Here is a 20,938-nt window from a genome sequence, read left to right as displayed (position 1 = left end):
CGGCTCGGTGAGCCGGGTCTACCAGTCGTTCGGACCGATCAATTGGCCGTGTCGTTGGTATTTGCCACCTGCGCGCGGACCTTTTCCTCAGCCATGCGCTGGGCAAACATCTGCGCGAAATCGATGGGATCGATCATCAGCGGCGGGAAGCCGCCGTTGCGGGTGGCGTCGGCCACGATCTGTCGCGCGAAGGGGAACAAGAGGCGCGGGCACTCGATGAAGAGCAGCGGCAGCATGTGCTCCTGGGGGAAGCCGGCGACGCGGAAGACGCCGCCATAGGCGAGTTCGACGTTGAAGAGCATCTTGTCGCCGTCCTTGGCCTGGGCGCTCAACGACAGGACAACGTCGAAATCATTCTCCGCCAGCGGATTGGCATTGACATTGACATTGATGTTGATCGACGGGGAGCGGTCGCGAGCCTGCAGCGAACGCGGTGCGCCGGGGTTCTCGAAGGAGAGGTCCTTGACGTACTGGGCCAGGATATTGAGCGACGGGCTCTGCTGCTGCTGGGCACTGCCGTTGCCGTTGGATGCGGTATCAGTCGTCATAAGAGTTTCCTCGGACTTCGAAATGGTGAGGCCATCTAACATTTAGGGCTTGGGCTTACAACCCTCGTGGCCCGGCCCGGCCCGACGCAAGAGCACATCCGGCCCTTCTTTGGAAAGCGGATTATAGACCCGATTGGAGCCGGGATCAGAAAAAGTGAAGCTCGGATCAATGAGGCAGACGATCCGGTGGCGGCGGGTCGTCTTCGTCCTTTGTCTTGCGCGAAAATTCGTCCTCGTCGAGATCGATCGTCAGCGGCCCGCGGCGCTCCTCGCGTGAGGTTCCAGCGGATTGCGGGCCAGCGGATTGGGGGCCAGAGGACCGGGAACCGGAGGATTGGGGCCTGGAGGCACGATAGAAGCCGGTTGTGCTGCTCAAAATCGTCATCCGGCTGCGCAGGAAGCCGGCGATGGCGCGTCGGACCGGGGCAGAAAGATCAGAAGGCCGACGAGGTCGCTGATGAAACCGGGCACGATCAAGAGGATAGCGGCGATGAAGATCAGCACACCGCCGAGAACGTCCAGCCCCGGATCGTTGCCCGTCCGTGCCGCCTCCTGCACGCGCCGGAGCATGCCGAAACCCTGGATGCGCAGGAGCATGATGCCGGCGACGGCACTTGCGAAAACGAGAAGAAGCGTCATCGCCACGCCGATCTCGCGCCCGACGGCGACGAAGCCAGCGATTTCCGCAAGCGGCAGCCCGAGAATGAAGAGCGGGATCAGGAAACGCATCGCCCGTGCTCGCAAGAAGGTGAGTGCAATTGTCCGGTCTCCGGTTTATGGGTGCGACATCGTCGTTTGAATGGTCTATCCTTCCGGACTATATGGAACAGTACGAGAAATTCTAACAGCGGTTCCGGGTGGAAATGGGCTCTTTTGATTTCATCACATTTTTTTCCTGATCGCTGCCGTGGTCATCTTCCTGCAATTGCGTAGCGTCCTAGGTCGCAGGACCGGCAGCGAGCGGCCTCCTTTCGATCCCTACTCTCCACGGGATATCGCCCAAGGGCCGGAAGCCAAGGATAACGGCAAGGTCGTTCAGCTTCCCCGTCGTGAGACGGCGGAAGACGAGTCGCGCTATGCCGCGATCGAGACCGTCGCCAAGGCCGGGACTCCGCTGAATGCCCAACTCCGGGCGATGACCGACGCGGATCCCAACTTCAATCCCACCGAATTCCTCAACGGTGCGAAGATGGCGTACGAGATGATCGTCATGGCCTTTGCCGATGGCGATCGTAAAACGCTCAAGGGTTTGCTGTCCCGCGAAGTCTATGAGGGCTTCGAGGCCGCGATTGCGGAACGCGAGGCCAAGGGCGAAGTTGTCAAGTCGACCTTCGTCGGCATCGACAAAGCCGATATCGTGCACGCGGAGATCAAGGACGCCGAGGAAAACATAACGGTCAGGATCATCAGCCAGCTTATTTCCGCGACCTACGACAAGCAGGGCAAACTGGTCGACGGAGACGCCGATTCGGTTGCCGAAGTGAACGACCTGTGGACGTTTGCGCGCGATATCCGTTCACGCGACCCGAACTGGAAGCTGATCGCCACCGAATCGGAAAACTGACCGGGAAGCGGGCGGCCATGACTTTTCATCTCGAGCCGGTCTCCTATTCGGAGCTGCCCGGCTGGTCTGTGGACGACCCGGCGCCGGTGATCGCTTCGCTTCGGCGCTGTCACCGGCATGTAACGGAGGTGAAGGCGTACAAGACCGGCTCGCTCGGTATTTCGGTCGCCGACCTCCTGCCCGCCTTCGACGCGGCAGGCAGCGATTTCTCCGATGCGGCCGCCGCACGCGGATTTTTCGAGGCCCAGTTCGTTCCGTTCCGAATCCGCCCTGAAGGTAAAAGGACCGGCTTCGTCACCGCTTTCTACGAACCCGAGGTCGAGGTACGGGCTGAGCCGGATGCGGAGTTCCGCTTTCCCTTCTACCGGCGTCCCTCGGACCTCATCGATATCGACGACATAAACCGGCCGGCAGGAATGGACCCATATTTCGCCTTCGGCCGCCGTCGCGACGGCAGGATCGAGGAATATCCGGACCGACGCGCGATCGAAAAAGGATTTCTCGCCGGCCGCGGTCTGGAAATCGCCTATGCCCGCTCCAAAGTCGACGTGTTCTTCGTCCATGTGCAGGGCGCCGCGCGGCTGATCTATCCGGACGGATCGCGCCGCCGCATCACCTATGCCGCCAAAACCGGGCATCGCTTTTCCGCCGTCGGGAAGCTGTTGATCGATCGCGGCGAGATCGACACCGCCACCGTGTCGATGGCGAGCATTCGCGACTGGCTGGCGGCCCATGCCGACAAGGCGGACGAGGTTCTGTGGCATAACCGGTCCTTCATCTTTTTCCGCGAGGCGCCGGTCGAGGAAGAGGGGCTCGGCCCCGTGGCGGCTGCCAAGGTACCGCTGGAGCCGGGACGCTCGCTTGCTGTCGACCGCCTCATCCATACATTCGGCGTTCCTTTCTACGTCGCGAGCGAAACCCTGCTCCATCTCGACGGCGGACATCCCTTCGGGCGCCTGATGCTCGCGCTGGACACCGGCTCAGCCATCGTCGGCCCGGCGCGCGGCGATATCTTCACGGGCTCCGGCGACCGGGCGGGGAAACTCGCGGGTTCCGTGCGCAACGACGCAGACTTCTTCATTTTCGTGCCCCGCGCGGCCGCGGCCCGATATCGCGCGCAGTCCAGCCATGGCTAAGGACAAGAAGCTTTCCACCGAGGACCGCATTCTCTGGGGGAAGGTCGCGCGTTCGGCGCGGCCCATGCCCGGGCGGTTGGACGCTCTGGAGGAGCTGCTGGGCGGGACCGCGGAAATCAAGGCTGTACCTGGCCCGGAGGCGACGCCTCCCTCGAGCACGCCCGAAAGGGCCGGCAGGGGCTTTTCACTCAGCCGCGACAAGGCAGAACACCCCCTCATCATCCGCTGGAGCGGCCGGTCAAACGCAAACTGGCGAAGGGCCGGCTGACGCTCGAGGCTAGGATCGATCTCCACGGCATGATCCAGAGCGAGGCACACGGACTACTGCTGCAGTTCCTCCTGAGGGCGCGCGACCGCGGCTTGAGGCATGTCCTCGTCATCACCGGCAAGGGGACGTCGCTCGGCAGCGACGGCGCCCTGAAGCGAGCCGTGCCGCTCTGGTTCTCGCTTCCCGAGTTCCGGCCCTTGATATCGTCCTACGAACCGGCAGCCCGCAATCACGGCGGCGAGGGCGCGCTCTATGTGCGGCTGGCGCGGGCGAAGGGAGGCGGCGCCTCATGACTCCCTTCGGCGAGGCCGTGCGCGAACTTCGCCGGCGCAAGGGCGTGTCTCAGAAAGAGATGGCGGCTGCAATAGGGGTTTCGCCCGCCTATCTCTCGGCTCTCGAACACGGCAAGCGGGGAGCGCCGAGCTTCGACTTCCTCCAGCGCGTTGCCGGCTATTTCAACGTGATCTGGGATGAGGCCGACGAACTCTTCCGGATAGCGCATCTTTCAGATCCGAAAGTCGTGCTCGACACGTCCGGCCTTCCGCCCGGTCACACTGCCTTCGCCAACCGTTTGAGCATGGAGATTCGCGGACTGTCGGCGGAGACGATTCGGGCACTGGAAGATGTTTTGGAAAAAGCCACATTTCCTGATAAGGACAGGGGATGAAAGCCCATCCCGGCCGCGATCTTCGCGTCCGGGATTTGGAACAATTGGACAAATTTTCTATAGTCCGCGAGGCATCTCGCGCTGTGATTCGCAATGAATCGCGACGTCCGAAAACCTGGAAAGATCTGAGCCCGAATGACCGATATTTCTGAGACCGAAGCCGGCGCAATCGCCGAATATGGTGCCGATTCCATCAAGGTGCTGAAAGGCCTCGATGCAGTGCGTAAGCGCCCGGGCATGTATATCGGTGACACCGACGATGGCTCAGGTTTGCACCACATGGTCTACGAGGTCGTGGATAACGCGATCGACGAGGCGCTTGCCGGCCATGCGGACATCGTAACGGTCACGCTCAATCCCGACGGTTCCGTCACGGTGACGGACAACGGTCGCGGCATACCGACGGACATCCACCGGGAAGAAGGCGTCTCGGCGGCGGAAGTCATCATGACGCAGCTTCATGCCGGCGGAAAATTCGACCAGAATTCCTACAAGGTCTCCGGTGGCCTGCACGGCGTCGGCGTGTCGGTCGTCAACGCCCTCTCCGTGTCGCTGAAGCTCAAGATCCGCCGGTCGGGCAAGATCCACGAAATGAGCTTCACCCACGGCGTTGCCGACGGGCCGCTCAAGGTAACGGGCGACGCCGGCGGCGAGACCGGAACCGAGGTCACCTTCACGCCGAGCGAACAGACCTTCTCGAACATCGAGTTCGAGTTCGGTACGCTCGAGCATCGCCTGCGCGAGCTCGCCTTCCTGAATTCCGGCGTCCGCATCGTGCTGACCGACAAGCGCCATTCCGACATTCGTCGGGAAGAAATGATGTATGACGGCGGTCTCGAGGCCTTCGTCGCCTATCTGGACCGGGCGAAGAAGCCGCTCGTGCAGAAGCCGGTGTCGATCCGCGGCGAGAAGGACGGCATCACCGTCGAAGTGGCAATGTGGTGGAACGACAGCTATCACGAGAACGTGCTGTGCTTCACCAACAACATTCCGCAGCGCGACGGCGGCACGCATATGGCCGGCTTCCGCGGCGCGCTCACGCGTCAGATCACCTCCTATGCCGACACGTCCGGCATCACCAAGAAGGAAAAGGTATCGCTCACGGGCGACGATTGCCGCGAGGGCCTGACGGCTGTGCTGTCGGTGAAGGTTCCCGATCCCAAATTCTCCTCGCAGACCAAGGACAAGCTGGTGTCCTCGGAAGTTCGCCCCGTCGTCGAAAGCCTGGTCAACGAGGCCCTGAGCGTCTGGCTCGAAGAACATCCTTCCGATGCCAAGATTCTCGTGGGCAAGGTCGTGGAAGCTGCCGCCGCGCGCGAAGCCGCGCGCAAGGCACGCGAGTTGACGCGCCGAAAAGGTGCGCTCGACATCTCGTCGCTGCCCGGCAAGCTCGCCGATTGTTCCGAGCGCGACCCGGCCAAATCCGAACTCTTCCTGGTGGAGGGCGACTCGGCAGGCGGCTCGGCCAAGCAGGGCCGCTCGCGTGAAAACCAGGCGATCCTGCCACTGCGCGGCAAGATCCTCAACGTCGAGCGCGCGCGTTTCGACAAGATGCTGTCGAGCCAGGAAATCGGCACGCTGATCACCGCGCTCGGCACGTCGATCGGCAGTGACGAGTTCAACGCCGACAAGCTGCGCTATCACAAGATCATCATCATGACGGACGCCGACGTCGACGGCGCCCACATCCGCACGCTGCTGCTCACCTTCTTCTTCCGGCAGATGCCGGTGCTGATCGAGCGCGGCCACCTCTATATCGCCCAGCCGCCGCTCTACAAGGTGGCCCGCGGCAAGTCCGTCCAGTATCTCAAGGACGAGAAGGCGCTTGAAGATTATCTGATCAACATGGGCCTCGAGGAGGCGTCGCTCGAACTCGCTTCGGGCGAAGTGCGCGTCGGCCAGGATCTCCGCGAGGTCATCAACGATGCGCTGCGACTGCGCTCGCTGATGGATGGGCTCCACTCCCGCTACAATCGCTCGGTCGTGGAGCAGGCTGCCATCGCCGGAGCGCTCAACGTGGAACTCAACGGCGAGCGCGACGAATATCAATTGATCGCCGCCGAAGTGGCCCGCCGGCTGGATGTCATCGCCGAAGAGACCGAACGCGGATGGGAGGCAACGGTGACGGCGGAAGGCGGGCTGAAGCTCGAGCGCATGGTGCGCGGCGTCAAGGAAGCGGCCGTGCTCGACATGGCGCTGATCGGTTCTTCGGATGCACGCCATATCGATCAGCTCAAGGCTCGGCTTAAGGAGGTCTATGGCGCTCCGCCGGTGCTGCGCCGCCGCGACGGCACGCAGGAGATCAGCGGTCCGCGCGCCCTCCTCGACGCGATCTTCGCCGCCGGCCGCAAGGGGCTCACCATGCAGCGCTACAAGGGCCTGGGCGAAATGAACGCCGAGCAATTGTGGGAGACGACCCTCGATCCGAACGTCCGTTCGCTGCTGCAGGTCAAGGTTACCGATGCGACGGATGCGGATGGTCTGTTCTCGCGCCTGATGGGCGACGAAGTGGAGCCGCGGCGCGACTTCATCCAGGAAAACGCACTGAGCGTCGCCAATCTCGATATCTGACGCGCACGTATAGGCGCAGCACTTTGATCATGGTTCCGACGCGAGCAAGGCGATCCACGCCCTGCTCTCGTCTTTCGGAAGCTCGATCGCTCGCGAATCATTCGCCCGTGAAACGTCCTTCGAAGACGAATTCGCTGACGGGCTTGCGCTGGCTTGGCTTTTCGCGTTCCCGCAGATCGTCCGGCAGGGTAGAAGGATCCGCAATCCTGCCGATTGCGACGGCTGCCTCGACCCGGTAGTGCTCCGGAACACCGAGCACCTGCATGGCCTTCTCTCTGTCGACCCCCGCCATCGCATGGGCATGCCATCCGGCGAGCTGCGTCTGCAGCGCGAGCGCGAACCAGGACGCTCCCGTGTCGAATGCGTGCGTATAGGCCGGCCTCAGCTCGCCGGTCGATGTGACCCTGTGAGTCTTCGAAAGGATGATGACCAGGGCAGAGGCGTTTTTCGCCCAGCGCTGATTGCCCTCGTCGAGCGTCGACAGCAGGCGAGCGAAATGCTCGGTGCCGTGGCGGGCGTAGACGAAGCGCCAGGGCTGAAGATTGCTGGCCGACGGCGCCCAGCGCGCGGCTTCGAAGAGCGCGAGCAGATCCTTTTCTCCGATCTCCTCGCCTGTGAAGGCGCGCGGCGACCAGCGCTCCAGAAAGATCGAGTGGATGGGGTGATCGGCTCTTCTATGGTTGATTTCTGTCACGAACGAACATCCTTATTTCTTGCAGATACGCGCCTGTCCGAGGCATCGCCATTCCTGCGCGTCAGCTCAGCGGGCGCGAAGGATCCGTAAACCGCAATCATGTGATTGTCGAACCGGCGAAAAAAGCTGTATAAGTTCTGTAGATTTTTTGAGGAAGGACTCGACATGAATCTGAAAGACCCGTCGCTGTTTCGCCAGGCTGCTCTCGTGGGCGATACCTGGATCGAAGCCGACCCGAAGAATGCGATCGAGGTGAACAATCCGGCGACCGGCGAAATCATCGGCCGCGTTCCGAAGCTCGGCGCCGCCGAGACCAGAACGGCGATCGAGGCCGCGGCGCGGGTGCAGAAGGAATGGGCGGCGCGGACCGCCAAGGAGCGCTCGGCGGTGCTGCGCCGCTGGTTCGAGCTGATGATCGAAAACAAGGACGATCTCGGCCGGATACTGACGATGGAGCAGGGCAAGCCGCTCGCGGAGGCGACCGGCGAGATCGTCTACGGGGCGAGCTTCATCGAATGGTTCGCGGAAGAGGCGCGGCGTGTCTATGGCGACCTGGTTCCTGGCCATCAGAAGGACAAGCGCATTCTGGTGATGAAGCAGCCGATCGGCGTCGTCGCCGCGATCACGCCGTGGAATTTTCCGAACGCGATGATCACCCGCAAGGCCGGGCCGGCCTTTGCCGCCGGTTGCGCCATGGTCTTGAAGCCTGCCGCGCAGACGCCGTTTTCGGCGATCGCCATCGCCGTGCTCGCCGAGCGCGCGGGCATGCCGAAAGGCCTCTTCAGCGTCATCACCGGCTCAGCGCGCGAGATCGGCGCCGAGATGACTTCGAACCCGACCGTCCGCAAGCTTACCTTTACCGGCTCGACCGAGGTCGGCGCAGAGCTCTATCGCCAGAGCGCGGCCACGATCAAGAAGCTTGGCCTGGAACTCGGCGGCAACGCCCCGTTCATCGTTTTCGATGATGCCGATCTCGATGCGGCGGTCGAAGGCGCGCTGATCGCCAAGTTCCGCAACAATGGCCAGACCTGCGTCTGCGCCAACCGCATCTATGTGCAGGACGGCGTCTACGAGGCGTTTTCGGAGAAACTCGCCCAGGCCGTCGGCAAGCTCAAAACCGGCAACGGGATGGAGGACGGCGTCATCCTCGGACCGCTGATCGACCAGCCGGCGCTGAAGAAGGTCGAGGAGCACGTCGCGGATGCGCTTGCGAAAGGCGCGCGCGTGGTGCAGGGCGGCCGTCGCCATTCGCTCGGCGGCACCTTCTACGAAGCGACGGTGCTGGCCGACGTGACCCAGTCGATGTCGGTCGCGCGGGAAGAGACATTCGGCCCGGTGGCGCCGCTCTTCCGCTTCAAGGACGAGTCGGATGTGATCGCACAGGCGAACGACACCGAATTCGGCCTTGCCTCCTATTTCTATGCCAAGGACCTCGCCCGCGTCTTCCGCGTGGCGGAAGCGCTGGAATATGGCATGGTCGGTGTCAATACCGGCCTGATCTCCACGGCGGAGGCACCCTTTGGTGGCGTCAAACTCTCGGGCCTCGGTCGCGAGGGGTCGAAATACGGCATCGAGGAATTCATGGAGATCAAATATGTCTGCCTCGGCGGCATCGCCTGAGGCGGCGCTCCCTCGAAAAACCGGCTGGAAAGTTCTGGCCGGTTTTTTCTTTTGCCGGTAAGAGGCTTGGAAGCACTCGGTCGCCGCCGGCAGATTGCGGCAGACACACTCGGACGCAGAAGGAGAGCAATCGATGCCCGCCCCGAAAAACACCTTCAAAGCGGCGATCCGCGAAAACCGCTTTCAGCTCGGTCTCTGGGTGGCGCTCGCCAGTCCCTATGCGGCGGAAGTGGTGGCCGGCAGCGGTTATGACTGGCTGCTGATCGATGGCGAGCATGCGCCGAACGACCTTCCCATGCTGGCTGCGCAGTATCGCGCCGTCGCCGGCGGAGGCAGTCATCCGATCGTCCGCCTGCCGGTGGGCGACGCGGTCATGATCAAGCAGATCCTCGATGCCGGCGTGCAGACGCTGTTGATCCCGATGGTCGACAATGTCGAGCAGGCGCGGCAGCTCGTGCGCGCCGTGCGTTACCCGCCGCATGGCGTGCGCGGTGTCGGTGCCGCTCTCGGCCGGGCAACCAACTTCAGCCGCATCGGCGACTACCTCGAAAACGCCAACGACGAGATCTGTCTGCTGCTGCAAATCGAGAGCCGGGCAGGGCTCGAGGCGATCGACGCCATCGCTGCGCTGGACGGTGTCGACGGCCTGTTCGTCGGTCCGGCGGATCTCGCCGCGGACATGGGGCACCTCGGCAATCCGGGTCATCCGGAGGTACGGACAGCCATAATCGAGGCCTTCGCGCGGATCGAGAGAGCCGGCAAGGCACGCGGGATCATGACCCTCGATCCCGCCCAGGCGCGCGACTATCGCGAGCTCGGTGCCGATTTCATGGCGATCGGCACAGATGTTACGTTGCTCGTCAGCGCAACGGAGCGGCTGCGCCGGGAATTTCTTGGAGAGGGCGGACCGGTACGGACGGAATCCGGCTATTGATCGATTCCTCACAAGGACTGGGAAGGGCGTCTCATAAGACGCGCGGGCTGTAGGAAACTTTTTGGAGGACGGCAATCTCTCCTCCGTCCTCATCCCTGTGCTCGTCACAGGGATCCAGCAGCGCCGCGTCTGCGGCGCGGGAAGAGTTCTTTCAGCCCAAGGACTTGGTCTGGCTGGATCCCTGTGACGAGCACAGTGATGAGGCGATCAAACAAGCGGCGAACGGAAAACCGTCACACACATTTCCTGGAAACGCTCCAGTCATCGTGACCTACGGAATCGACTGGAGCAGCGTCTCCCGCGCCGATTTCAAGTGTCGCCGGCAGGCCTGTTCGGCGAGCGTGGGGTCGCGCGATTGCAGCGCGGCGATATAGTCGAGATGCTCCTCCAGCGCCCGGGCGTTGCGCTCCCGCGCATTCGCCTTGTTCCACTGGTAGTGATAGTGAAAGACGATGGCGATGACATCGTAGAAGTCGATGATGAAGCGGTTGCTGGACGATTTGTGCACCAGCAGGTGGAGGCGCTCGTCGAGTTCGGAAAATTCGCTGTAGCGCTTGTCGATGTCGGCGAGAATTTCCCGATGCACCGCCTCGATCTTCTTCAGCTCCTCCCAAGCCGGGTCCTGGTCGGGAAGGGAGACGAAGCGAGCGGCCGAGCGCAGCTCGAACATTTCCCTCACTTCCGTCAGTTCGAGCGCGAATTCGCGCGTGAACCCCTTGAGGACCCAATGGCTGTTCGGCCGTTTTTCGATCAGCCCGAAACGGCTGAAGCGGATCAGGAATTCGCGCACGCTGGTCGTTCCGGCACCGATCTCGCGGGCAAGCTCGAGCTCGTTGATCTGCATGCCGGGCTCGGCGCCGCCAGCCAGAATCCGGCGCATGAAGCTCCGCTCGATCCTTTCGGCAAGCGAATCGGTCTCCGCGGTCGGGAAGTAGTCCGAGGGCTCAGGTCGTCTCAGCACCGTCTTGCTGCGCTTGTCCCAGGCGATGAGGCTCAGTTCCTCGCAGCGCGTCAGGATGGCGCGCACGGTCGTGCGGCTGACGCCGAGCGCCTGCCCGAGCTCCGGTTCGGAGGGAAGCGTGGAAGTCTCCGCGAACAGCTCCAGGCAGCGGTTGAAGGCATCCTTGAAAACGGTGTTCTGCTTCGCCATGGCGAGGATCCGGCCCGGTTCGGGTTTTTCGTGTCGGCACGTCGAGGCTCCCGTTCCGCGACTGCCGCAATGGGCCCATAATAGCCATTGACGAACATCTGTCTATTGTAGATAAAAGACAGAACCAGTGTTTTCACATGTGGGGAACCGTTCGGGAGGAGCTTGATTTGCCCGCACCGTCTTCGATCCTTCTTTCGCCGGACGATAACGTCGTCGTCGCCACCGCTGCGATTGCGCCGGGCGACCGGCTGGCCGGCGGCGTGTCGGCGGTCGCGCGCATCGAGCCGGGCCACAAGGCCGCGATCCGCAGGATCGACGTCGGTGAGCCGGTGGTCAAATACGGCCAGGCGATCGGCCGCGCCACGTCCCCCATCGCGCCCGGCGAGCACGTTCATTCGCATAACCTTGCCTTCGATCAGGGTCGGCTCGCCATTGGTGCCGCCGTTCCGCCGGAGGCTGCCAGCGAGGCGGACAAAGCGCGCACGTTCCTCGGCTATCGACGGGCGGACGGCCGGGCCGCAACGCGCAACTATATCGGCATCGTCGCCAGCGTGAACTGTTCCACCACGGTCTGTCGCGCGATCGCCGACGAGGCGAACAGGCGCATTCTGCCGAAATATGAAGGCATCGACGGTTTCGTGCCGATCGTCCACGACCAGGGATGCGGCATGTCGTCCACGGGCGACGGAATGAAGAACCTGCACCGGACGCTCGCCGGCTATGCGCGTCACGCGAATTTCGGCGGCGTGCTGATGGTCGGGCTCGGCTGCGAGGTCAATCAGCTGACGCTCTACGGCCAGAGCGGGGCCGGGGCCGAGAAGCGGCATTTCAACATCCAGGAGGCCGGCGGCTCGCGCCGTTCCGTCGAGCGCGCGCTCGGCATTCTCGACGAGATCGCCAAGGAAGTCGCGGCCGCCAGGCGCGTGCCGATCCCGGTCAGCGAGATCATCGTGGGGCTGCAATGCGGCGGTTCGGACGGGCTTTCCGGCATCACCGCCAATCCGGCGCTCGGTGCGGCGGTCGACATACTCGCCGCCGCCGGCGGCACGGCGATCCTTTCCGAGACCTCCGAGATCTACGGAGCCGAACATCTCCTGCGCAGCCGTGCGGTAAACGAGACGGTCGCGGTCAAGCTCGATGGCCTGATCGCCTGGTGGGAGGACTATGTGGCGATGCATGGCGCGTCGCTCGACAATAATCCTTCGCCGGGTAACAAGCGGGGCGGCCTGACGACGATTCTCGAGAAATCGCTGGGCGCCGTCGCCAAGGGCGGCCGCTCGCCGTTGACGGCCGTCTACAATTACGCCGAGCGCGTGACGGAGCCCGGACTGGTCTTCATGGACACGCCCGGCTACGATCCGGTTTCGGCCACCGGCCAGGTCGCCGGCGGCGCCAACGTGATCGCGTTTACGACGGGCCGCGGCAGCTGTTTCGGCTGTCGGCCGGCGCCGTCGATCAAGCTCACCAGCAACACGGCGCTCTATCGGGCCATGGAAGAGGACATGGACATCGACTGCGGCGTCATCGCCTCGGGTGAAGCGACGATCGCCGATCTCGGCCGGGGGATTTTCGAGCTCATCATCGAGACCGCCTCGGGCCGAAAGACCAAGAGCGAGCTTTTCGGCTACGGCGACAACGAATTCGTGCCCTGGCATCTGGGGGCGACGCTTTAAGGCTGAGGGGCGAAGCGAGACGCATGTAAGGGCGCAATCCTTGGGGGAGGAAAACAAGGAATGCAGACGAGAAGGATAGGCCGGACCGCGCTTGCGGTGACGGAGTACAGTTTCGGCACCGCGGGACTGGGCGGTCTCTATCGGGAATGCACCCGTGAAGCGGCGATGGCGACGCTCGACGCGGCCTGGGAAGCGGGTATCCGCTATTTCGATACGGCGCCGTTCTATGGCCTTGGCCTTGCCGAGCGGCGGGTCGGCGACTTCCTGCGCGACAAGCCGCGCGACAGCTTCGTACTGTCGACGAAGGTCGGTCGCCTGCTTCACCCGGTGCCCGAGAACCAGGTCCCTGACTATTCCTACGTCAAGCCGCTGAACTTCGACGTCACCTATGACTACGGCTACGACGCGATCATGCGTTCGGTCGAGATGAGTTATGCCCGTCTCGGTCTCAATCGAATCGATATTCTTTATGTCCACGACATTGGCGGCTACACACATGGTGCGGCGAAAAACGCCGTTTACCTGCGGCAGCTTCTGGATTCGGGCCTGAAAGCACTCGAGGAGCTGAAATCGAGCGGCGTCATTTCGGCCTACGGTCTCGGCGTCAACGAGGTGCCGGTCTGCCTCGACGTCATGCGCCACGCCGACATCGACTGCATCCTGCTTGCCGGCCGCTATACGCTCCTGGACCGCTCCGCGGTGGCCGAACTCCTGCCGCTCTGCGCGAAGAAGCACACCTCGCTGGTCGTCGGCGGCGTGTTCAATTCCGGCATTCTCGCGACCGGACCGGTCGAGGGAGCGCATTTCGATTACATGCCGGCGACCGACGAGGTGCGCGCCAAGGTCGCGGCGATGGAAGCCATCGCCCGGCAGCGCGCCATGCCGCTGGCCGCCCCGGCCCTGCAGTTCCCGCTGGCCAATCCCAACGTCGCCTCGGTGCTGCTCGGAACCGCCAAACCGTCGAGCCTGAAGCGGAACATGGAACTGACCCGCTACGGAATCGCGCCGGAAGATTACGCGGCCTTCGAACCCCATACGCTTGTCGCGCCCGAGCTGGGGCCGGAGGCGGTAAGGGCCTGATGCTTCGCCGCCCTCGATGGCGGCCGCCACTCTCCATAAGCAACCGGGCCGCATGCACCTGGCGACCCGGTCGATAACGGAACAAGGTGTAACTGAGGAGAACCCGATGAGCATAGCCAAGCGCATTCTTTCACGCCGTGCCTTCAATGCCCTGGCCGGCGCCGCTTTCGTCGCCGCAATGGTCCCCGCGACCTCTTTCGCGCAGGACGTCACCATCCCCATCATCGTCAAGGACACCACCTCCTTCTACTGGCAGATCGTGCTTGCGGGAGCGCGCGCCGCCGGCAAGGATCTCGGTGTCAACGTGCCGGAGCTCGGCGCCCAGTCGGAATCCGACATCAACGGCCAGATCACCATCCTGGAAAACGCCGTTGCGGGCGCGCCGGCCGCGGTCGTGATCGCGCCGACGGAGTTCAAGGCGCTCGGCAAGCCCGTCGACGAGGCCGCCAAATCGGTTCCGGTGATCGGCATCGATTCCGGGGCGGATTCGAAGGCCTTCACCTCGTTCCTGACCACGGACAACGTCCAGGGCGGACGCATAGCCGCCGACGGTCTTGCCGCCGCCATCAAGGAGGCGACCGGCAAGGAAGAGGGCGAGATCGCGATCATCACCAGCCTGCCGGGTGTCGGCTCGCTCGACCAGCGCCGCGAAGGCTTTCTCGATCAGGTCAAGACGAAATATCCGGGCCTGAAAGTAGTTGCCGACAAATATGCCGACGGTCAGGCGACGACCGGTCTCAACATCATGACCGATCTGATCACCGCCAATCCCAACCTCGTCGGCGTTTTCGCCTCGAACCTGATCATGGCGCAGGGCGTCGGCCAGGCGATCGCCGAGAACAAGCTCGGCGACAAGATCAAGGTGATCGGCTTCGACAGCGACGACAAGACCGTGGGCTTCCTCAAGGAAGGCGTGCTGGCGGGCCTCGTCGTCCAGGATCCCTACCGCATGGGCTATGACGGCGTGAAGACGGCTCTTGCGGTCTCCAAGGGCGAGAAGGTCGAAGCCAATGTCGATACCGGCGCGAATCTGGTCACCAAGGCCAATATGAGCGAGCCGAAGATCGACGCGCTTTTGAATCCGAAGGTCAACTGACGAGCGCGATTGCGCGGCGCCGTAGGACCGGCGCTGCGCATCGCCTTCAGGAGAACAGTGCAACGGCCGAAGGGAATCGGCCGCTGCGATCCCGGAAGTGGAGGACAATGCCATGATAGGGCTTCAAGAGGTCAGCCATCGCCATGACGAACAGGTGAGGGCGGCGGGCGCCCATCCGGTTCCGAAGGGCGAGCCCATCCTGGAACTCCGCGGCCTGCAGAAAAACTACGGCGCGGTCGAGGCTTTGAAGCCCGCGACCATGACCTTTCTATCCGGCGAAATCCACGCGATCGTCGGCGAGAACGGTGCCGGCAAATCGACGCTGATCAAGCTCCTGACCGGGGTCATCGCCCGCAGCGCCGGAGAAATCCGCTGGTGCGGCGAGACAGTCGACCTGGCCACGCCCAACGAAGCGATCGCGCGCGGCATCAACGCGGTTCACCAGGAGGTGGTGCTTTGCCCGCATCTGAGCGTCGCGGCGAACATGTTCCTGGGCGACGAGATGAACCGGCGCGGGCTGATGCGCAAGCGCGCGATGACCGGCGCGGCCCAGGGCGTGCTTGACGATCTCGGCTTCAACCTGCCCGCCAATGCCGAACTCGGCAGCCTGACGATCGGCCAGCAGCAGCTGGTCGCCACTGCTCGTGCGGCCATGCGTGGCACGCAGTTCCTCATCTTCGACGAGCCCACGGCCTATCTCACGCGACAGGAATCGGCGCAGCTTTTCCGCCTGATCCGCCGGCTGCAGGGCGAGGGCGTCACGATCGTCTATATCAGCCACAGGCTGGAAGAAGTGTTCGAGCTCGCGGACCGCGTCTCGGTGCTTCGCGACGGCACGCATGTCGGCACGCGCGCGATTTCCGAGACGAACGAGGCCGAGCTCATCACTCTGATGATCAACCGCACGATCGAACAGATCTACCACAAGGAACGTTTCCAGCCGGGCGAGATGATCGTCGAGACGCGCGGGCTCTCCGGTCCCGGTTTCCGCGACATATCGCTCTCGGTCAGGGCGGGTGAGATCGTCGGGCTCTACGGACTGATCGGTGCCGGCCGCAGCGAATTCGCGCTCGGACTTTACGGGCGCAACACGGTGAGCGAAGGAGAGATCTTCTGGCAGGGCCGAAAGGTCGCGATAGCCAATGAGCGCAAGGCCATGGACCTGGGGATCGCTCTCGCGCCGGAGAGTCGCCGCGATCAGGGCCTGTGCCTCAACCTGCCGATCGGCGTCAACATCAACTTGCCTGTTTTCAAAAGGCTGACGCGCGGCTTGACGATCAACCGCGCGCAGGAGGCCTCCAATGCCGAGCGTCAGATCCGGGATCTGAAAATCAAGACGCCGTCGCGGCGCGTGCTTGCCTCCGCCATGTCCGGCGGCAACCAGCAGAAGATCGTGATCGGTAGATGGCTGAGCCACGGCGCGAAGCTCTTCATCTTCGACGAGCCGACCGTGGGCGTCGATGTCGGCACCAAGGCGGAAATCTACCGGCTGTTTGCGCGGCTTCTGGAGAAGGGGGCAGGGATCATCCTGATCTCCTCCTACCTGCCGGAGGTCTATGAGCTGGCCGATCGCCTGCATGTGTTCCGGCAGGGGCGGCTTGTGGCAAGCCACGACTACCGAGCCGCAAGCCATGAGGAAGTGCTGGCGCAGGCGATCAATGCCTGAGAGCCGGATGAGGAAGGACGCAGGGAGGAAGCGATGAGTGTGGAAACGGTTGAAAGCGCGGGACCGACGCCGAAGAAAGGCGTCAGCATCCTGTTCGGTCTTACGCTCGTGGGATTGCTGGTCGTCCTCTGGCTGCTCCTGGGCCTGGCGACCAATGCCTTCTGGACGCCCAACAACATCAGCAACCTCCTGCGTCAGGGGGCGATGACCGCGATTCTCGCCGTCGGCCAGACCTTCGTCATCATCACGGCAGGCATCGACCTTTCGGTCGGAGCCGTCGTCGGTTTCACCAGCGTCATCGTCGCCTGGCTGCTCGCGGCGGGGGTTCCGCTCTGGCTCGCAATCATCGCGACGCTGGCGATCGGCGTGCTGATCGGCGCCTTCCATGCCTTCGGCATCGTCCGCATGGGGCTGCCGCCCTTCATCATCACGCTTGCGACGCTGACCTCGCTTCGCGGCATCGGTCTCCTGATAACAAACGGTTCGACCATCTCGATCACCAACGACGCCTTCACCACTTTCTCACGCGCCGACTTCCTCGGAGTTCCCAGTCTTTTCTGGATGGTGATCGTCGTTGCAATTCCGGCTTACGTCTTCCTGCATCTGAGCCGCTTCGGCCGCTATCTCTTCGCCGTCGGCTCCAACCGCGAGGCGGCGCGTCTTTCCGGCGTCAACGTCAACCGAACGATCTATCTGGCCTATATCCTGTCATCGACCTGCGCCGCCTTTGTCGGGCTTCTGCTCGCCTCGCGCATCGGCATCGGCAACGCCACGCAGGCCGAAGGCTGGGAGCTGCAGGCGATCGCTTCGTCGGTCATCGGCGGCACGAGCCTTTTCGGCGCGGTCGGCTCGGTTCACGGTCCGCTGCTCGGCGCCTTCATCCTTGCCACGATCAACAACGGTGCCAATCTCCTGAACGTCAATTCCTTCTGGCAGCGCATCATCACCGGGTTGCTGATCATCGTGATCGTCTATTTCGACCAGTTGCGGCGGCGGGGGGCGCGGTGATGGCCGCCTGCCCGCAACCGGTCCCCAGCAAGCTTCGGAGCGCCGCATGAAAGCCGTCGTCTGTTCAGAGCCCGGCCGCCTCGCGCTCATCGCCCGCAGCGGGCCCGAGGCACCGCCAACCGGCTCGGTCCGCCTTGCCGTCAGCCGCGTCGGGATCTGCGGCACCGATTATCATATCTTCGAGGGCAAGCATCCTTTTCTCGAATATCCGCGCGTGATGGGCCATGAGATCTCTGCGAGAGTGATCGAAGGGGGACCCGGCACCCGGTTCGCGCCGGGGACGCTCGTCGTCGTTAACCCCTATCTCTCCTGCGGGGAGTGCATCGCCTGCCGTAAAGGCAAGCCGAACTGCTGCACGGCGATCCGCGTCCTCGGCGTTCACACCGACGGCGCCTTCTGCGAAGAAATCGTCATGCCCGAACAGAACCTCTATTCGGCCGAAGGCCTTTCGCCGGAAGCCGCCGCGGCGGTCGAGTTCCTTGCGATCGGCGCCCATGCCGTCCGTCGCTCGGCGGCTGGCCGAGGCGACCGTTCGCTGGTGATAGGTGCCGGACCGATCGGCCTGGGGACGGCCGTCTTTTCCCGCATAGCCGGCCACGACGTACGGCTGCTCGACACGAGCGAGGAGCGCCTGGCCTTCGCCACGGAAAAGCTCGGCTTTTCGCCCGGCATCCTGGCGGGCGACGATGCGGCGCTCGCGCAGGCGACGGGTGGGGAGGGTTTCGACGTCGTCTTCGACGCCACCGGCAACGCCCGGTCGATGGAAGGGGCGTTTGGCCATGTCGCCCACGGCGGCACGCTCGTCTTCGTCAGCGTGGTCAAGGAGGAGATCCGTTTCTCGGATCCCGAATTCCACAAGCGGGAAATGTCCCTCGTCGCCAGCCGCAACGCCACCCGCGAGGACTTCGATCACGTGATTCGGTCGCTTGCGGCGGGGCTGGTTCCGATCGAGGCGCTCGTCACCCACCGCACGACGCTCGAGGACCTCGTCCGCGATCTTCCCCGCTGGGCTCACGACAAGTCAGGGCTCGTCAAGGCAGTTGTGGCTGTGAGCGACGGGTGAGAGGCCTCGTTCCGCGCGCACGTCCTTCCCCAAAAAGTGAGGGGCGGGTTTGTTGCGCTGCACAAGAAAAATGCTAGTGTAGCAGCGATTGCGGACACCAGAGACGAACAACCGCAAGCTAGATCGTTCGCCGTCCCGGTGAAACGATCTTACTCTTCGTGACTACGCTTCCGACGGAAACCGATGCAACCGTTTCCTGAGGAGGCGCTCCGGCGTCGGACTGGGAGCGGCGTTTTCGTTGATTTGAGACAAGGGATACGCGCCCATGTTCTACCAGCTTTATGAGATGAACCATGCGATGATGGCTCCGTGGCGCACGGCGGCAGACGCCATGCGGCTGGCCTTCAGCAATCCGATGAATCCGGTTTCACATACCTATTTCGGCCGCGCCGCGGCCGCAGGACTGGAAGTTTTCGAGCGTGCCACCCGCCGCTACGGCAAGCCGGAATTCGGCCTTGCGGAAACCGAGATCGATGGGCAGCCCGTGCCCGTCCGTGAAAGGATCGTCTGGCGGGAGCCGTTCTGCAATCTCATCCATTTCGAACGCAGCCTGCCAAGGGACCGCGCTCCGGATCCGAAAGTCCTGATCGTTGCGCCCATGTCCGGCCACTACGCCACGCTGTTGCGCGGAACCGTGGAAGCACTGCTGCCCCATTCCGACGTCTACATCACCGACTGGATCGACGCCCGCATGGTTCCCTTGAGCGAGGGAACCTTCGATCTCGACGACTATATCGACTACGTCATCCAGATGCTGCATTTCCTCGGGCCGGATGCGCATGTGATCGGGGTCTGTCAACCGGCCGTTCCGGTTCTGGCGGCCGTCGCGCTGATGGAGGCGGCGGAGGATCCCCTCGCACCGTCGACGATGACGCTGATGGGCGGGCCGATCGACACACGCATCAACCCGACCGCGGTCAACGAGCTTGCGAAGGAACGGCCGATCGAGTGGTTCCGCGACAATGTCGTCATGCCGGTTCCGTGGCCGCAGCCCGGCTTCATGCGCATGGTCTATCCGGGCTTCCTCCAGCTCTCCGGCTTCATGTCGATGAACCTCGACCGGCACCTGATCGCTCACAAGGAATTCTTCGCCCATCTGGTCAAGAACGATGGCGACGCGGCCGAAAAACACCGTGACTTCTACGACGAATATCTGGCGGTGATGGATCTGACCGCGGAGTTCTACCTGCAGACCGTGCAGGTGGTGTTCATGCAACATGCGCTGCCCAAGGGCGAGATGATGCACCGCGGCAAGCGGGTCGATCCGACGGCGATCCGGCGCGTGGCGCTGCTGACCGTCGAGGGCGAGAACGACGATATTTCCGGCCTCGGCCAAACCAGGGCGGCGCAGACGATCTGCACCGGCATTCCCGATTCGATGCGGCAGCACTATATGCAGCCCGATGTGGGCCATTACGGCGTCTTCAACGGTTCGCGCTTCCGCCGCGAGATCGCACCGCGCATCGTCGCCTTCCAGCGCCGGCATTCACGCCATGCGGAGCCGGTCAAACAGCTCATCAAGGGTGGCAAATCGGCCTGAGCGAGTCATGGTAGCGCTCGATTTGCCGGAGGAAAGTCAGGGGGTTGTCCGATTCCTTGATGCGATGTCTTGCGCCGGGGCCGTGGCTTTCCCACATCGTTTTCATCGGGCCGCGAAGGGCGGCCCGCCGACTGCGAGGAATCCTGAAGATGAACCAATCTGCACTGATCCGTCCGGACTGGACGCCCGCGACCATTGCATTGATGGTGCTGGGTTTCATTGTGTTCTGGCCGCTCGGCCTGGCAATGCTCGCCTACATCCTCTTCGGCGACAAGCTGAGGGCGTTCAAGAAGGACGCCAATGAAGGAGTGGATCGCATGTGTGCCGGCTTCAAACGGAACCACCGGGGACATTGGGCACATCATCGTACCGGCAATGTCGCCTTCGACGACTGGCGGACAGCGGAACTTGCCCGTCTCGACGAGGAGCGCCGCAAGCTTGACGAGATGCGCGAGGAATTCGACGGCTATGTACGCGAACTCCGTCGTGCCAAGGACCAGGAGGAATTCGACCGCTTCATGCGCGAACGCAAGAACGGCCGCACCGGTCCGGAAGCCGGCTTCGAATCGAGCTGATCCCGCAAGGCATCCGGTGTTTCATGTGAAACGCCGGATGTCGCTCGTCCATCTGCCAAGTCCCCTGCGAATCGTCTAGAACGGC

Annotated in this window: 16 protein-coding genes and 3 pseudogenes; 15 read left to right on the top strand and 4 right to left on the bottom strand. The window is 63.2% G+C overall.

Annotated elements, in window-relative coordinates; translation table 11 throughout:
- Positions 1-38 precede the first annotated feature (38 nt).
- Together secB and N0Q91_RS17895 are read right to left on the bottom strand one after the other, a co-directional pair.
- The gene (secB, locus tag N0Q91_RS17900) at positions 39-548 is read right to left on the bottom strand and encodes a protein-export chaperone SecB (protein ID WP_026169012.1); all 510 of its coding nucleotides are present in this window, start codon (positions 546-548) and stop codon (positions 39-41) included.
- A gap of 166 nt (positions 549-714) precedes the next feature.
- A pseudogene (locus N0Q91_RS17895) lies at positions 715-1,277 on the bottom strand (FxsA family protein).
- 134 nt (positions 1,278-1,411) lie between these two features.
- Here N0Q91_RS17895 and N0Q91_RS17890 point away from each other — a divergent pair.
- The 5 genes and pseudogenes from N0Q91_RS17890 to gyrB all read left to right on the top strand — a co-directional run bounded on the left by N0Q91_RS17890 (position 1,412) and on the right by gyrB (position 6,754).
- A pseudogene (locus N0Q91_RS17890) lies at positions 1,412-2,112 on the top strand (Tim44/TimA family putative adaptor protein).
- A gap of 17 nt (positions 2,113-2,129) precedes the next feature.
- Entirely contained in the window at positions 2,130-3,248 is a 1,119-nt protein-coding gene (gene mltA / locus N0Q91_RS17885) for a murein transglycosylase A (RefSeq protein WP_275597093.1), read from the top strand.
- A pseudogene (locus N0Q91_RS17880) lies at positions 3,241-3,809 on the top strand (Smr/MutS family protein). Before mltA ends, N0Q91_RS17880 begins: the two are co-directional and overlap by 8 nt.
- Positions 3,806-4,183 carry a type II toxin-antitoxin system RelB family anti-toxin gene (gene relB / locus N0Q91_RS17875; protein WP_003531717.1) on the top strand — a complete coding sequence of 126 codons (378 nt, stop codon included), beginning with the start codon at positions 3,806-3,808 and terminating at the stop codon, positions 4,181-4,183. Before N0Q91_RS17880 ends, relB begins: the two are co-directional and overlap by 4 nt.
- A gap of 135 nt (positions 4,184-4,318) precedes the next feature.
- Positions 4,319-6,754: a DNA topoisomerase (ATP-hydrolyzing) subunit B gene (gene gyrB / locus N0Q91_RS17870; protein ID WP_275597092.1), complete on the top strand. Its 2,436-nt coding sequence runs from the start codon at positions 4,319-4,321 to the stop codon at positions 6,752-6,754.
- 97 nt (positions 6,755-6,851) lie between these two features.
- Here the strand turns inward: gyrB and N0Q91_RS17865 are convergent, their stop codons facing one another.
- Positions 6,852-7,448 (bottom strand): nitroreductase family protein, encoded by a 597-nt coding sequence (locus tag N0Q91_RS17865; RefSeq protein WP_127710510.1) that lies wholly within the window; start codon positions 7,446-7,448, stop codon positions 6,852-6,854.
- A gap of 165 nt (positions 7,449-7,613) precedes the next feature.
- Between N0Q91_RS17865 and gabD the strand changes: the two genes are divergently transcribed.
- Positions 7,614-9,068, top strand: a complete 1,455-nt coding sequence (gabD, locus tag N0Q91_RS17860) for an NADP-dependent succinate-semialdehyde dehydrogenase (RefSeq protein WP_275597091.1) — start codon at positions 7,614-7,616, stop codon at positions 9,066-9,068.
- 133 nt (positions 9,069-9,201) lie between these two features.
- Positions 9,202-10,002, top strand: a complete 801-nt coding sequence (gene hpaI / locus N0Q91_RS17855) for a 4-hydroxy-2-oxoheptanedioate aldolase (protein WP_029959000.1) — start codon at positions 9,202-9,204, stop codon at positions 10,000-10,002.
- A gap of 271 nt (positions 10,003-10,273) precedes the next feature.
- Here hpaI and N0Q91_RS17850 read toward each other — a convergent pair whose 3' ends face one another.
- On the bottom strand, positions 10,274-11,152 hold the full coding sequence (locus tag N0Q91_RS17850; protein ID WP_100672615.1) for a GntR family transcriptional regulator: 879 nt from the start codon (positions 11,150-11,152) through the stop codon (positions 10,274-10,276).
- A 137-nt stretch (positions 11,153-11,289) separates the two neighbouring features.
- Between N0Q91_RS17850 and N0Q91_RS17845 the strand changes: the two genes are divergently transcribed.
- The 8 genes from N0Q91_RS17845 to N0Q91_RS17810 all read left to right on the top strand — a co-directional run bounded on the left by N0Q91_RS17845 (position 11,290) and on the right by N0Q91_RS17810 (position 20,853).
- On the top strand, positions 11,290-12,825 hold the full coding sequence (locus N0Q91_RS17845; protein ID WP_275597090.1) for a UxaA family hydrolase: 1,536 nt from the start codon (positions 11,290-11,292) through the stop codon (positions 12,823-12,825).
- Positions 12,826-12,885: 60 nt separating this feature from the next.
- On the top strand, positions 12,886-13,905 hold the full coding sequence (locus N0Q91_RS17840; RefSeq protein WP_275597089.1) for an aldo/keto reductase: 1,020 nt from the start codon (positions 12,886-12,888) through the stop codon (positions 13,903-13,905).
- Between the two features lie 106 nt (positions 13,906-14,011).
- Positions 14,012-15,001 (top strand): ABC transporter substrate-binding protein, encoded by a 990-nt coding sequence (locus tag N0Q91_RS17835; RefSeq protein WP_018098677.1) that lies wholly within the window; start codon positions 14,012-14,014, stop codon positions 14,999-15,001.
- A gap of 112 nt (positions 15,002-15,113) precedes the next feature.
- Positions 15,114-16,667 carry a sugar ABC transporter ATP-binding protein gene (locus N0Q91_RS17830; protein WP_100672612.1) on the top strand — a complete coding sequence of 518 codons (1,554 nt, stop codon included), beginning with the start codon at positions 15,114-15,116 and terminating at the stop codon, positions 16,665-16,667.
- Positions 16,668-16,700: 33 nt separating this feature from the next.
- A complete protein-coding gene (locus tag N0Q91_RS17825; protein WP_029958994.1) occupies positions 16,701-17,675 on the top strand; it encodes an ABC transporter permease in 975 nt (324 codons plus the stop codon).
- Between the two features lie 46 nt (positions 17,676-17,721).
- A complete protein-coding gene (locus N0Q91_RS17820) occupies positions 17,722-18,738 on the top strand; it encodes a zinc-binding alcohol dehydrogenase family protein (protein WP_275597088.1) in 1,017 nt (338 codons plus the stop codon).
- A gap of 265 nt (positions 18,739-19,003) precedes the next feature.
- A complete protein-coding gene (gene phaZ / locus N0Q91_RS17815) occupies positions 19,004-20,278 on the top strand; it encodes a polyhydroxyalkanoate depolymerase (RefSeq protein ID WP_275597087.1) in 1,275 nt (424 codons plus the stop codon).
- A gap of 149 nt (positions 20,279-20,427) precedes the next feature.
- Positions 20,428-20,853 carry a DUF2852 domain-containing protein gene (locus N0Q91_RS17810; RefSeq protein ID WP_026169010.1) on the top strand — a complete coding sequence of 142 codons (426 nt, stop codon included), beginning with the start codon at positions 20,428-20,430 and terminating at the stop codon, positions 20,851-20,853.
- The last annotated feature ends 85 nt before the right edge of the window (positions 20,854-20,938 follow it).

Source organism: Sinorhizobium prairiense (assembly GCF_029201645.2).
Taxonomy (GTDB): domain Bacteria; phylum Pseudomonadota; class Alphaproteobacteria; order Rhizobiales; family Rhizobiaceae; genus Sinorhizobium; species Sinorhizobium meliloti_A.
The sequence above is the reverse complement of the archived record's forward strand: the minus strand, read 5'-3'. Positions and strand labels throughout refer to the sequence as shown.